11 protein-coding genes are annotated in these 13,025 nt (G+C 35.0%); 5 read left to right on the top strand and 6 right to left on the bottom strand.

Annotated features, from left to right (window positions below; all coding sequences use genetic code 11):
- Nucleotides 1–896: 896 nt before the first annotated feature.
- The 4 genes from KBP46_RS10175 to KBP46_RS10190 all read left to right on the top strand — a co-directional run bounded on the left by KBP46_RS10175 (nucleotide 897) and on the right by KBP46_RS10190 (nucleotide 3,848).
- Nucleotides 897–1,373 (top strand): Panacea domain-containing protein, encoded by a 477-nt coding sequence (locus KBP46_RS10175; RefSeq protein WP_216445301.1) that lies wholly within the window; start codon nucleotides 897–899, stop codon nucleotides 1,371–1,373.
- On the top strand, nucleotides 1,342–1,749 hold the full coding sequence (locus tag KBP46_RS10180) for a hypothetical protein (RefSeq protein WP_216445302.1): 408 nt from the start codon (nucleotides 1,342–1,344) through the stop codon (nucleotides 1,747–1,749). Before KBP46_RS10175 ends, KBP46_RS10180 begins: the two co-directional genes overlap by 32 nt.
- 475 nt (nucleotides 1,750–2,224) lie before the next feature.
- Nucleotides 2,225–2,641: a hypothetical protein gene (locus KBP46_RS10185; RefSeq protein WP_047428034.1), complete on the top strand. Its 417-nt coding sequence runs from the start codon at nucleotides 2,225–2,227 to the stop codon at nucleotides 2,639–2,641.
- Between the two features lie 412 nt (nucleotides 2,642–3,053).
- Nucleotides 3,054–3,848 carry a DUF2490 domain-containing protein gene (locus KBP46_RS10190; RefSeq protein WP_216445303.1) on the top strand — a complete coding sequence of 265 codons (795 nt, stop codon included), beginning with the start codon at nucleotides 3,054–3,056 and terminating at the stop codon, nucleotides 3,846–3,848.
- A 121-nt stretch (nucleotides 3,849–3,969) separates the two neighbouring features.
- Here KBP46_RS10190 and KBP46_RS10195 read toward each other — a convergent pair whose 3' ends face one another.
- The 3 genes from KBP46_RS10195 to map form a co-directional block, all read right to left on the bottom strand.
- Complete coding sequence (locus KBP46_RS10195) at nucleotides 3,970–4,665, bottom strand: hypothetical protein (protein WP_216445304.1); 696 nt, start codon at nucleotides 4,663–4,665, stop codon at nucleotides 3,970–3,972.
- 602 nt (nucleotides 4,666–5,267) lie between these two features.
- The gene (locus KBP46_RS10200; RefSeq protein ID WP_216445305.1) at nucleotides 5,268–6,800 is read right to left on the bottom strand and encodes a M20/M25/M40 family metallo-hydrolase; all 1,533 of its coding nucleotides are present in this window, start codon (nucleotides 6,798–6,800) and stop codon (nucleotides 5,268–5,270) included.
- A gap of 385 nt (nucleotides 6,801–7,185) precedes the next feature.
- Complete coding sequence (gene map, locus KBP46_RS10205; RefSeq protein WP_216445306.1) at nucleotides 7,186–7,950, bottom strand: type I methionyl aminopeptidase; 765 nt, start codon at nucleotides 7,948–7,950, stop codon at nucleotides 7,186–7,188.
- A 638-nt stretch (nucleotides 7,951–8,588) separates the two neighbouring features.
- On the opposite strand from map, the gene KBP46_RS10210 reads away from it, so the two are divergent.
- Nucleotides 8,589–8,993 carry a helix-turn-helix transcriptional regulator gene (locus tag KBP46_RS10210; protein WP_123278884.1) on the top strand — a complete coding sequence of 135 codons (405 nt, stop codon included), beginning with the start codon at nucleotides 8,589–8,591 and terminating at the stop codon, nucleotides 8,991–8,993.
- Nucleotides 8,994–9,508: 515 nt separating this feature from the next.
- Here the strand turns inward: KBP46_RS10210 and KBP46_RS10215 are convergent.
- The 3 genes from KBP46_RS10215 to KBP46_RS10225 form a co-directional block, all read right to left on the bottom strand.
- Complete coding sequence (locus KBP46_RS10215) at nucleotides 9,509–10,525, bottom strand: RHS repeat-associated core domain-containing protein (RefSeq protein ID WP_253297256.1); 1,017 nt, start codon at nucleotides 10,523–10,525, stop codon at nucleotides 9,509–9,511.
- A 225-nt stretch (nucleotides 10,526–10,750) separates the two neighbouring features.
- A complete protein-coding gene (locus tag KBP46_RS10220; protein WP_216445307.1) occupies nucleotides 10,751–11,515 on the bottom strand; it encodes a hypothetical protein in 765 nt (254 codons plus the stop codon).
- A 157-nt stretch (nucleotides 11,516–11,672) separates the two neighbouring features.
- A complete protein-coding gene (locus KBP46_RS10225; RefSeq protein WP_253297257.1) occupies nucleotides 11,673–12,731 on the bottom strand; it encodes an RHS repeat domain-containing protein in 1,059 nt (352 codons plus the stop codon).
- Between the last annotated feature and the right edge of the window lie 294 nt (nucleotides 12,732–13,025).

Below are 13,025 nucleotides of genomic sequence, written 5' to 3' on the forward strand. Positions count from 1 at the left end.
TTATATAAGTTGATAGCACTATTACAACACCGACTAACAAGGTGTTTGAGCGTAAATTAGTAGCAAAAACTAACGACTTTGATAACCCAATATTGAGTCTATGATCGTTACTATATAATATACATTTAATGTATATATATGACAGGTTATTATAACTGCATCTAAGTAATCTCAAACCTTTAAAAAATTGACAAAATAGAGGTAAATACCTCAAAAAAGCCAAAAAAGACCTGAAAAAATTTATTTTTTCTGCTGTTATTCTTGCGCAAATAGGGCTGATTTCATGCGCTTTAGCCTCCCAACACTTCCGTCCTGCGCCCACTTCTTATGTATTCAGCAAATTTGCTTTGGGATTTCGTTCCCCCTCTTTTCTATCTTAAATTATGCAGTTCCCCGTTGTCAAACCTGGACATTGCGGGATTTTTAGAGAGAGCACTTTGGGATGACTAATTTTATTTTTAAATTTTTCTCTTTAACCTCAATTTTTCTGATCCTACTTTTGTCTATCGGATAGCTTCGGCAACGCCTAATGATGTATGAGTAAAACACCGGTGAGAAAAGGAAATAAAAAAGAGCCCCTAAACATATATTTTTGCTACAAAACACACGAGGCTCTTATTATATAACGTATAGTTAATTCGTATTACAAATATAGTTCTTTATGTCTTGTAGCATAGTAAAGTTACGAAAACGAAAAATAAAAAACAAAATTGTAAAAAAAATAAAGCCCCAAACGGGGCCTTTTTTATTATACGACGAGTTTTGTCGTTATCTAGTGTGACATTTGTTGAAAAGTATTGAGTGCTAAATATTTGTTTTTACTTTTAAAATGCATACTTTTGCAAACTTTTTGCTTTTTGAGTAAATAATTGTATATTTAAAAAAAAATAAATGTTATGTATAACTGCTTTGATGTTGCAAAACAATTTCTAAAGTTAGCTAAAGAAGATGGCGTTGGTATTGAACCAATGAAGCTTCTTAAGTTAACTTATATTGCGCATGGGTGGTATATGGGATTTAATGATGAGCCACTTATCAGCAATAATGTGCAAGCGTGGAAATATGGTCCAGTTATTCCCGAACTGTATCATGTTACAAAAAGATTTGGCTATAACGATGTTGATATTGATATTGTTGACTTATATTCTGAGAACAAATTAACTGATTATGATAAGCATTTTATAAACTTAATATGGAATACTTATAAAACGTTTACGGGCTTAGAGTTGTCTTCAAAAACTCATAAAGATGGTACGCCGTGGAGTTTAGTTTACAAACCAGGACAAATGCACAAAGTTATTGATAATGGGGTTATAAAAGATTATTATAAGGAACTAATCCATGAGCAATCAAGCAAACCAGCCAACTCCTGATCAAGCAACAACCTTTTTTCAAAATTACCGTCCAGAACCTGAAACAAACACGCCAAATGATATTAAATCTAAGAAAGAAAAAATATCTCTATTCGGCGGTGAGATGACAGATATTGATGTTTTCATTAAACACGAGGAGTTTCGACTAAAGTTTTTCGAATTCAAACTTAAGAAAAAAACTCAAGTAAGGGAAAATAAATCAAAATATAAGGACAGAAAAAATGAAAGAAAACTACGGAAAGAAAATGCTAAAAAAGCATATATTTTTTCTGTAATTTGGGCTGCATTTATAGCTTTTTTCATATTACTACATGGACTAAAAGCCATTAGAATTCCGTTTTGGAAGAAAATAATAACTATTCCATTCAAAATGTAACAAGCTGAATTTATTTTTGTCTGTGGCACATTAACAGCATCTATTCTTATATTTTATCTGACAGTTATTAAGAATCTATTTCCAAATAAATCTGATGACAAACAGCCACTAGAAACAAAGGAAAATTGATGCCAATAATGATGCCGATTTAACCAGTAATTTCTATATTTGCACTCCGAACATTTGAGTAAAAAGAGTAAGAAATGAGTAAATGACACCTATTTTTTACGTATTTTGAAATTGTAACTTATTGATAATCAGTCACGATATTTTGCATCATGGAATCCCTTCCTCTCTGCAAGAAACCAAAACCTGTGCTAATCGTTAGCACAGGTTTTTTTATGCCTAAAATTTTGGTACCTTTTCTCATAGGTATTTATACTCACTCTAATAATTGGTCATTTATACTCTACTGCAGGTGCCTTGTTCTTCGTTACTTTGAAATACAATCTAATCACCTAAAAAACAAATCAATATGACATCAACAAGTGTAAATGCAAATTCCTCAGGTCAGTTAGTACTTGGAAACGGAGCACAATTCTGGGTGTATCTTTCCCCACAAAATGATACCTCTAAAATGATTTCTACATGGCGTGTAACTTTTTCACAGGGAGACTGGAGCGACTTCATCTCAAGTGAAAATCCTACCAAACAGATTCAGACTCCCAATCTTTCCGGGATCTTTGAAATCAGAGTAGAATTATTAAGCGGATCTACCGGTACCTGGCGCCAGATTCCACCTCAGGCCGGAAGTCATAATGAAATAGGCTGTAACTCCAACTGTGCTTCAATGGTAGGAATTGTTGCAGACAGTACAAATCCTCCTATTGGAGCTATTAATGCCCATTTCTGGACCACATGGGATGCTATGTGCGGAGTAAGACAGAACTAACAGATAAGTCAACCAGTCCATAAAACCAAATTGCCACAATATCTATATATTGTGGCAACTAATTTTTACACCTGTACACTACAATATCAAATATTTACGCAATCATGTGATCAATGTGAGAGAGATTTCCTCAAATTACTAACAAGTTATACACATTTTATCCACAATTACAATACAGTTCTAAAAACTTAATCTTTAGAAAGTTTTATTCCTAAATCTATCCTAAATCAGGCCTTTACTTTGTCTTGTTTTTAAACAGTATTAAAAGATTTTGAATAAACATTCTATGAACAAAGCCTCTAATTTTGGTATTATAAAGTATTCTCTCTGCGTATCAACAGCATTCTTATCCGTCTCATGGTTTCGCAGTTATTTAAAATTAACAGTAAAACAATTATTCACCCTATTGAGCATGAAGAAATTTTTTGCAGGATTATTTTTATTGGGATGTTTAGGAACATCGATCAAAGCGCAGATCAGTCCACCTGGACTGGGAGATGCCAACAATGCATCCTGGGGAGCCTTCGGAGTGAAGCGACAACTCGACTCTTTGGGTAAAAAACAGGCTTTGAGCTACGTAGCCATCGGGAGAAAAAGCAGTCCGGATAATCATAATCTGTTTTCGAAGCAGGCGATCATTGTTTTAAATCATGAAGTTTATCATTCCTTTGCGCCACACCAGCAATATAGTTATGCATTAAGTTACCGACGTCAGCCACAGTATGAAAGTACAGCTCCTTATGATAAAGAAAGTACGGAACAGGAATTCAGAATTTACGGAAGATATGCCTATACTTTTGATCTCGGCAGGAAATGGAAACTTAAAAGTACCATACGCCAGGAATTCAGGAAATTTTTTGATGCAGACTTTTATCAAGTCGAAGAGGATTTTCAGTTGAGAACACGGATCAAGAATCAGCTCACCTATAATTTATCTCCAAAAAACAATCAGAAACTGGCCTTGAGTGCAGAAGCCCTGTTTTCTATAAGCCATCTCAATGAGCAGGATTCTGAATGGAGTTCGTTTGGATATCGTGAAATGCGTATTGCGGCGTACTATATGTTTACAATTCCGAACTCTCCTTTTACTGTAGACATAGGATATATGGACGATCTGATCAGAGACAGCAGAAGTATTCATCATGGTGGCGTTCATTATCTGGCAGCCGACCTGGTATGGAATATTCCTTATAAAAAAAACAAGTAATACACATTAGCAAGTATTCATACAATTGCAATACAAAATCCCGATCATTACTGACCGGGATTTTTGGTTGAAAACATAAGTTTTCCGCAATATAATTAAGTATGAATGTTTGGTGTAAAATTTAGTTGCACAAAGTCAGAAACTGACGGCTCAACTGCACATCGAATTTGGCTTCCGCTCTTGAGCGTGCATAAATAGTCTGTTTAAAAGCATGCACAGTTTTTAATTTCTGGTCTATAAACTCTGCAATCTGAACAACAGAAAAAAGAAAATCCCTGTATACCGCCATATTAACGGTCTGTCCATAATAGGGAAGATAAGCTTTTAAAAATGGAATGGCTTTCTGATGACGGTTGTAGCTGATACAATACCCTACTCCTTCCATTGAAGTAATAATACTGTAATTATTAATATAGTCCTGAATATTTTTACTTCCATCAAGAGCATGAGCATTTTTTGAACAAAACTTATTGATCTTATCCAGAATATGCTGGGCATACTCCATCATGGAGATATTTTTAAATTCAAATACCTGATTCATTCCGCTGGATGGGGAAATTCCGTTTTCACTATCAATACAGAAAGAGATTCCTATTTTTTCATGATAGGGAAAAAAACAGTCTTTCACTTCAATGGAAGCATCGGGCTTTAGCATGTCATCTGCAAAGTTATAATACACATAGGGGCGATAAAGCTCTGCAAGCGCTTTCAGATAATCTGTTTCGCTGGTATTATGATATTCTTCAAACCATTTTTCAAGGTTATCGTAATAATTACTTTCAAAGTCGTTAAAGTTTAAGTAAAATGGCAATTCCATAGCTCTGTAATTTTGATATGACAAAGCTATATGTGTAATGCGACAAAACTTGACGTAATATATTTTTTGTAAAAAGATTTTTGTCAATGGTCAATTTTTGCTTCGCAAAGTCAATCGTCAATCATAATTAATGCTAAAGTTCGCAAGGTTTATTGATAAACAGAATTCATCAGTTCGCAAAGGCACTCCGTTCAGCCAAAGACCTTAGTGTGTACATTGCTGAGTGAAACGCCTTCGAGATCGTTTTTTATAATAAAATATCGTAGTGGACTTTGTGTTAAAATCTATGTAAGTGTATCAAAAACTTGACGCAATATATTTTTTGTAAAAAGATTTTTGTCAATGGTCAATTTTTGCTTCGCAAAGTCAATCGTCAATCATAATTAACGCTAAAGTTCGCAAGGTTTATTGATATACAGAATTTATCAGTTCGCAAAGGCACTCCGTTCAGCCAAAGACCTTAGTGTGTACATTGCTGAGTGAAACGCCTCTGCGGTCGAAAAAAAAGTAAACATCATAAAAACTTTGCGAACACCACATTTAATTATATACGAGCTTATAAAATTCACAAGCGCAGCGAATTGACCATTCACCATTGACACTTATTTATCATAATTCTTCATAATGTACTCAAAGTAGTGGATCATTTTCAGATAGTTTTCAATACTAAGATATTCATTGGTACTGTGAATACTCTGCTGCTCGGCACTGTTGATCTTAATCGGCATGAACCTGTAGACGTTTTTGCTTACAATTTCATATTTACCGGCATCGGTTCCAGCCATAGTAAGATAAGGGGTAACAATGGCTCCTGGATGAATTTCTTTCACTCCGGCTTCTATCATTTTAAAAGCTCTTGTATTGGTTGGGGAAATAGCAGAAGCTTCTCTTGTATTATCAATTTCTTCTACCTCAACATCAAAACCTTCAGTCGATTTAGCAATATGATCTCTTACATCTTTCACCGAATTTCCGGGAAGTAATCTGAAATTAACCACAAATTCCACTTCTGGAGAAAGGACGTTAGTTCCATCACTTCCTTTCATCATCGTTAAAGCTGTTGTGGTTCTAACCAAAGCATTGGTTGTATTATTTTTGGTAAGCTGGGAAATCAGTACCGGTTTTAAAAGCCATTGATTCGCCAGTGCCATTCTTGTGGCAAAAGGCATTTCACCTCCGATATTCGTAAAAAATTCTTTGATTAAAGGGGTAATAACAGGTTTCATCTGGTGATCTTCCAGACGCTGCATGATAACAGCAGCTTTTCCAATTGCGCTTTCCATAGGAGGCATAGAAGAATGTCCACCCAGCCCTTTTACTTTGATTTTTGCAGAAAGAAAACCTTTTTCAGCACATCCTACTACGGCAACGTCTGTATCAATTCCGGCTACATTTCCTTTTCTCATAATCAATCCCCCTTCGTCATAGACCGCATCGAACTTCAATCCCTTTTTCTTAAAATAATCGGCAATCTGAATCGCTCCTTTCTTTCCGCCTACTTCTTCATCAAAACCGAAAGCCAGATAAATATCTCGCTGTGGAATCTGTTTGTTTTTAATCATAGAATTCAAGGATTCCATCAAGGAAAAAAGCATTCCCTTCATATCTATGGCACCTCTTCCGTAGATTCTTCCGTTGGCAACAGCTCCTGAAAAAGGGGCAAATTCCCAATCTTCTGCGACTTTTGAAACGGGTTCTAAAGGTTTATCATCCGGACGGAATACGTTTGGATCATTATTCTTTATATCAGCATCTCCGGGAGGAACTACGTCCATATGGGAAAGGAATAAAATAGGCTCCAGCGAAGAATTGCTTCCTTTAAGTCTGAACACCAGTCCATATTGGTTGACCTCAACATTTTCTGTATTCTGATAGACTAACGGATAAGATGTTTTTAAATAGGTTTTGAACTGTTCAAACGGTGCATAATCAAATTCACCCAAACTTCCTGTAGAAACGGTGGGTACTTTTATTCCTCCTGAAAGTCTCATCACTGCAGAATCATTTTTTATGGGTTTCCAGCCCTCGCCTGCCCCGATATTATTTTTTTTAAACGGATAGGTGTAGGTTTTGATCAATATGACAGCAGCCAGAATGACAACGATTCCCAAAAGGATTAAAAGAATTTTTTTCATAGCGGATAGTTTGTGAAGTGATTTTATTCTATAAATATAACAAAGTATTTTATGCCCAACAATATAAAGTCTGGCTTTTTCATCAATGGAATATTACTGCAGATTTTTCGGAGTATAGATAACGAAGCGTTTTTTTATTGTAACGCACAGCTTTCTATTCTTACAACTAAATATAAGGGAACAGAGCTGCAATCAACAAGTTAATTGGAGGGAGCTTGGTGATTATAGTAACGCTGTTAGTTTGTTTTTAACGCAAAGGCACAAAGTTTTTACTGCTGATGTATATGTAAGGTGCAAGAAGATCAAAGATTTTCAGCAGGGAATTGCAATAACATTCTTTTGTCTTAAAAATGATGATGATGATTTTCGCACCGGTGCGGTTCTTTTAATTCAGGATTTCGTTCATTTCGGTTAAAATGATAGGTTTTCCATCTGTGATTACGATGGTATGTTCGTGCTGGGCCATATAACCGCCTTTATTGCCTACCATGGTCCAGCCGTCTTTTAATTCTACAGCGATATTGGAATCGGTGGAAATAAATGTTTCAATAGCCACCACAGAGTTTTTCTTGAAACGTCTGGAATCATAGCGGTTTCTGTAGTTCAGCAATTCGTCAGGCTGTTCGTGTAAGCTTCTCCCTACGCCATGGCCTGCAAGATTCTTAATAACTTTAAGACCTCTCTTCTTTGCTTCTGTTTCCATTAACAATCCTATGTCTGCTATTTTCACACCGCCTTTGATATTGTCGATAGCTTTTCTTAAAATATCTTTGGAGGCCTCCACCAATTTTTGATGTCCGTGAATATCTTCTCCGATCACAAAAGAACCTCCGTTGTCTGCCCAATATCCATCCAGTTCTGCGGAAACATCAATGTTGATCAGATCTCCTTCTTTTAAAACCCTCTGATCTGTGGGAATCCCATGGCAGAACTCGTTGTCTACACTGATACACGTCCAGCCTGGAAATCCATACGTAAGATAAGGTGCTGATTTTGCTCCGAAACTTTCCAGTATTCTGGCTCCATATTCGTCCAGATCTTTGGTGGTCATGCCGGGTTCGGCGTAATCCATCATCCTCTTCAGCGTATAGGCAACAGCTTCACTTACTTTTTGCATTCCGAGCATCTGATCTTCGTTGGTGATTGACATCGTTTTGTTTTGATTGTTATTGAGAACTACAAAGTTAGGAAATTTAAATATTACCGTATGCCCTGTTTCCAATCCTTACATCCATTTATTGAAAATATAGTGATTACCCCCTTCACCAACCCCCTCTCCCCCTTGGGTAAGGGGGGAGATCCAGTTATATAAGGGGCTAAAGGGTGTTCATTAAAGGTTTCCAGCCACTTTGATAAGTGGATAAAGGCTCTTATGGAACGGTCTGGAGACTGTTATGGAAGGGGTTACAGGCTGTTCCGAAGGGGCTGAAGGGGGTTCCATAACGGTCTCCAGCTACTTGAATAAAAGGCTATAGGGACTTATGAAAACAGTTGAGACGGTTGTAAAGTATTGATACCTATTTGATAAAGTATCCGGAGATACTTACAATAGTATCTGAAGGCATTTCTTAAGTGGTTGGAGACCGTTTACGAAATGATTATAGCAAATTAATAAGCGACTGCAGACATTTACTGGAGTGACTGAAAACACTTCTGAAACTGCTGGAGACAGTTTATAAACCAGTTCCCGACACTTTACTACATATGGCCGGAATATTTTACCGGATATTTTTTAACCTTTACTTTACAGAATGTATTATCTTTGAGTCTTCACAAATTGATTAAAGAATGGACCACAAAATACATCAGGGAAGAAATGTAAAGCGTTTCAGAGAAATGCTGGGAATAAAGCAGGAAGCATTGGCACTTGATCTGGGCGACGACTGGAACCAAAAAAAGATCTCTTTACTTGAACAAAAAGAAACTATTGAAAACCAGCTGCTGGAAAAAATATCCGAAGTACTGAAAATTCCCGTAGAAGCTTTTCAGAATTTTGATGAGGAGCAAGCTGTGAATCTAATTTCTTGTACTTTTTCAGATAATGCAATGTTTAATAATAGAATTGAAGTCCAAAATATCAATCCTATTGATAAAATTGTTCAGCTTCACGAAGAAAAAATAGCTTTGTATGAGCGTATGCTGAAGGAAAAGGATGAAATGATGAGCAGACTGGAAAAGCTGCTTGATAAGTAAGAGAGTTTATAAAAAATACACTTTTAATAGAACGAAAAACCACTGCTGTGCAGTGGTTTTGTTTATTTGTGGGAACTAGCGAGACGCTCGCGCCGGCAGGGTTATTCATAATTTTATTTAACAACTAATATAAATAACCTAATAGTATTTAATGTTTTATTGGTTTTACCATTGCCATTAAAACTATCATTATTAGAAATAATACAAACAATAATAAATATCCTCTATAGCTTTCCTTAAACCCATATTCTAAAAATCTTTCTTGTTTTACGAATAAAAAATTAATAATCAACATTACAATAGGAATAAATAAGAAAAAATATATTTACAATGTAGATGTAAATAGTTTTCAAAAAAGATATTGTCTATACTTAATATATTTAAATTAATAAAAATAGATATAACTACTATTAACCAAAATTTTTCAACACCTCTATCTTTATGTTTGAATTTATCCATCCTCTTGTATAGGCAATCAAGATGGAAAATAAGATAATCTATAATTTTTATCATAATTACTTTTTTTGAGGCCCTAATCCAAAATCATTAAAAATACTTCTACCGGTTGCAGATTGATAGCCTCCCGTTATAATACCAAATACCACAGCAGCTCCCATAGTCCAAGGCGTAGGAATTAATCCAACTCCTGTCATTATGTGAGTAACAATTCTTTCAGTATCACCTATTTGACCGTCAGCATATTGGAGTTCTGTAGCTACAACAGCAACTCCTGCTAATGCATAACCACCGTATTTGGCAACTTTACTTATTGTTGCTGCTGTAGTAGGTCTCATTTTAATTCCCGCTATCGTAGTTACCCTATATGGCTTTGCAGCATCATCTAAAACTGTATAATTTACAGAATAATCTGGTCTTAATGCTTTATTTAAAGAATAATCTGCAAAAGTAGCTACAGACTCGCTTGTAATTAAATGCCCAGAACTAAAATCTTTATCGTTCGCAATATTAGTAAGATTTTTTTGAATACTCCCTGTAAGTTTCATTATGTGTGCTACCATTTCTTGTGAAGTACTAGCATTTCCTGGCTTTCCAAGTGTCCACCAAGATATAGAAAGTCCTGAAAGAGTTCCTCCTTTTTTAAAATACTCTAACATCGCAGATGCTACATCTCCTCTAAAAGTATAACCATTTCCTGAACCAACATGATCTCCACCCCACATTGTTTTTAAATTACCACCAAATCCTGCACTTTCATAAGAACTGCCAAACCAGCTGCTTCCATATAATGTCGTATTCTGATCAAAATTCCAGAATAAGGCAGAATCATGCTCCCTCTGTGAGGCGGACACATTCTGTCTTCCATCCGGATCAATAAACATCACAGGATTATTATAAGCATAGGTATAAGTACTCCATCTTCTGGATGTTTCTGCCAGCGGATCGATTACTCCCCATCTTCCAAGGTCCGGTATATACATTCTTGCTCCATAATCATACATTCCGCTTTCCTGAAGCTCTTTACCATTGTATTTATAACTATAATACCTTCCAAAATTAGAAGTATTTAGCATCCCTTCAATATGGTTTAAACCAAACAGATAGTAGTTGTTGGTGTATATCACTTCAAGAGCTCCTTCATTGTTTTTTGCAAAACTTATCCTTTTATTTCCCAGATGATTTCTATACTAGTAAATATAACGGTTTCTCTAGAATAGAAATTAAAAGCCACTGTTTTTGCAGTGGCTTTTATTCTTACCTGCCACACGAAAGGATTCGTGCGGGAGCGGGGATATCTATTAATAAGGTAAAGTGCCATTACAAATAATGGGAGCTTGCTGATACGCTTCAGATAGCTTATCACTTAAATATTTTTCATTTATTGAATTTACTCCAATTCCTAAATACATAGAATCATTGTTAATAAGAATCATTCCTTTAGGATAATGAGAATTTTTTTTATTTACAAAATAGAAATCATATTCCCTCTTGGGCTCTGATAAAATAAATGAAAACATTTCAAAATAATCATCAGTTTCAAACTCTATTTTTCCCAAATATTGAGGATATCTAAAAAATTCATCTTTAGGTTTAAATCCGATTAACCAGTTTTTCATGAAATCAAGTATCACCTCTTTTTCGATTTTATTAATGTGTATATAGAGATCTGTTAATTGAGATTCATTAATATCAATAAAGTTTTTAACAATATATAATGTACGATTATCCAATCTAGACAGAATAATTTCCATTATTTTAATATAATAGTCAATAGAGTCATATGATAATCCTGCTGTAAACACAACCAGTTTTTCATTTTTTTTTAATAAATAATAAGTAAATACTAGAAAATTTTCTATTGCTTCGCATGAATTTAAATGATCATCTTTAAAGCCTATTATATTTTCAATTTCATCTTTTAGTTTTTCCTTATCTTTTAATTTATCATAATTATTACCATAAATTTTAACTGCATTTTCAATAGGAAAATTAACGGCAGTAAAATCTTTATTATCAATTAAGCTTTGATAATCACTGTCTATATCTATTACTGTTAAGCTCATATTCAATTATTTAGTGTTTAATTTACTAATTGGTATATTGTAATTTCTCAATCAACTTTTGTCTTATCACCCCCCTTAAGAATTATTTTTATATTTTTTATATCTCCTGTTTCAATAGCATATCTAATTGCTGCATTCATACTATGATTTCCTTCTGTTAAAACTGTTTTCCATCAAGAGTTATAAATCCTCCTCCTGGCTTATTAAATTTTCCAGCTTTCATCTGTTGATAATACCCCTCAATTATTTCTTCAGAATTTTTGGCCAAGCTCGATGGTCCACCGCTATAAAAATTAGCTTTCTCAGCAAAATCTGCTATCCTTTTTCTCATTGCTTCTTTAGGTCCAATAAATTTTCCAACATGTCCTGTTCCCATTCCAGAGCCTATCAACCCATGTTCTGCCCCCCATCTAATACCTCCTCCTCCTACATTACTTCGCATATAACCTGTCATTTGACCTCTGAGGTCATCCATTCTTGCCTGTCCTTCTGCATCCAAAACAAAAGCATTTCTTGTATGGGTATCAAACCAACCAGATAAAGGACCTCTAATATTTCTCTGAACCCAATTTGCTGTTCTTTGTCTAAATCTGCTTAAGCCATTTCCTGGAGGGTCCATAAAATCTGTAAAATCTTTTTCTTGAAAAAATTGGTTCTGAGCGAGATAATCCATTGCATCCTTAAACATTTGTGATTGTAGAAAAGAACCTCCTGATCCTCCATGATCTCCACCATTCCACATGCTTTTAAAATTACCTTCAAAACCTGAACTTACATAAGAGTCATCAAACCAACTATTTCCAAGGATAGTACTGTTCTGTTCAAATTTCCAATGCAATGCAGACACATTTTCTCTTTCATCCGGATCAATAAACATCACAGGATTATTATAAGCATAGGCATAGGTACTCCATCCTCTGGATGTTTCTGCCAGCGGATCTATTACACCCCATCTTCCAAGGTCAGGCATATACATTCTGGCGCCATAATCATACATTCCGCTTTCCTGAAGCTCTTTACCATTGTATTTGTAGCTGTAAAAACTTCCAAAATTAGAAGTACTGAAAGCCCCTGAGATATGGTTCAGCCCAAAGGGATAATAATTGTTGGTATCGATAATTTCAGGAACGCCTGCACTGCTTTTGGCAAAGGTTACCTGGCATTTCCCAAGTGGTCTTTTTACCAACACATCTGAAACACCTGATATGATCTTCAATATTTTAGATAGCCTATTTTCTCTTTTCTTCCGTTCTGGCTATTCACAATATTATCTCAACTTTTATATTTTTACTAATGTTTTTAAAATTAGAGCATTGAAAATCAATACTCTAATTTATTACCAACACGTTTGGAACATTACCAAATTGATAGTCAATTCTCTCAATTGCTTAAAGTTATTGATGTTCTATTTTATATTTTGAATTATTAATTGAATCTTTAGTTTTCTGTTGTTGGATATATTCTCTAGAATATGGCCCAGTTTGATTTTCTTTTGATCTTTCGTCCATCC

The sequence above is a fragment of the Chryseobacterium sp. PCH239 genome (assembly GCF_018924625.1).
Lineage (GTDB): Bacteria > Bacteroidota > Bacteroidia > Flavobacteriales > Weeksellaceae > Chryseobacterium > Chryseobacterium cucumeris.

What these genes read in the sequence shown, in the direction of transcription:
- KBP46_RS10175 (WP_216445301.1), top strand. Translation starts at nt 897, where the DNA reads ATGTATAACTGCTTTGATGTTGCAAAACAATTTCTAAAGTTAGCTAAA.
- KBP46_RS10180 (WP_216445302.1), top strand. Translation starts at nt 1,342, where the DNA reads ATGAGCAATCAAGCAAACCAGCCAACTCCTGATCAAGCAACAACCTTT.
- KBP46_RS10185 (WP_047428034.1), top strand. Translation starts at nt 2,225, where the DNA reads ATGACATCAACAAGTGTAAATGCAAATTCCTCAGGTCAGTTAGTACTT.
- KBP46_RS10190 (WP_216445303.1), top strand. Translation starts at nt 3,054, where the DNA reads ATGAAGAAATTTTTTGCAGGATTATTTTTATTGGGATGTTTAGGAACA.
- KBP46_RS10195 (WP_216445304.1), bottom strand. Translation starts at nt 4,665, where the DNA reads ATGGAATTGCCATTTTACTTAAACTTTAACGACTTTGAAAGTAATTAT.
- KBP46_RS10200 (WP_216445305.1), bottom strand. Translation starts at nt 6,800, where the DNA reads ATGAAAAAAATTCTTTTAATCCTTTTGGGAATCGTTGTCATTCTGGCT.
- map (WP_216445306.1), bottom strand. Translation starts at nt 7,950, where the DNA reads ATGTCAATCACCAACGAAGATCAGATGCTCGGAATGCAAAAAGTAAGT.
- KBP46_RS10210 (WP_123278884.1), top strand. Translation starts at nt 8,589, where the DNA reads ATGGACCACAAAATACATCAGGGAAGAAATGTAAAGCGTTTCAGAGAA.
- KBP46_RS10215 (WP_253297256.1), bottom strand. Translation starts at nt 10,525, where the DNA reads ATGCTAAATACTTCTAATTTTGGAAGGTATTATAGTTATAAATACAAT.
- KBP46_RS10220 (WP_216445307.1), bottom strand. Translation starts at nt 11,515, where the DNA reads ATGAGCTTAACAGTAATAGATATAGACAGTGATTATCAAAGCTTAATT.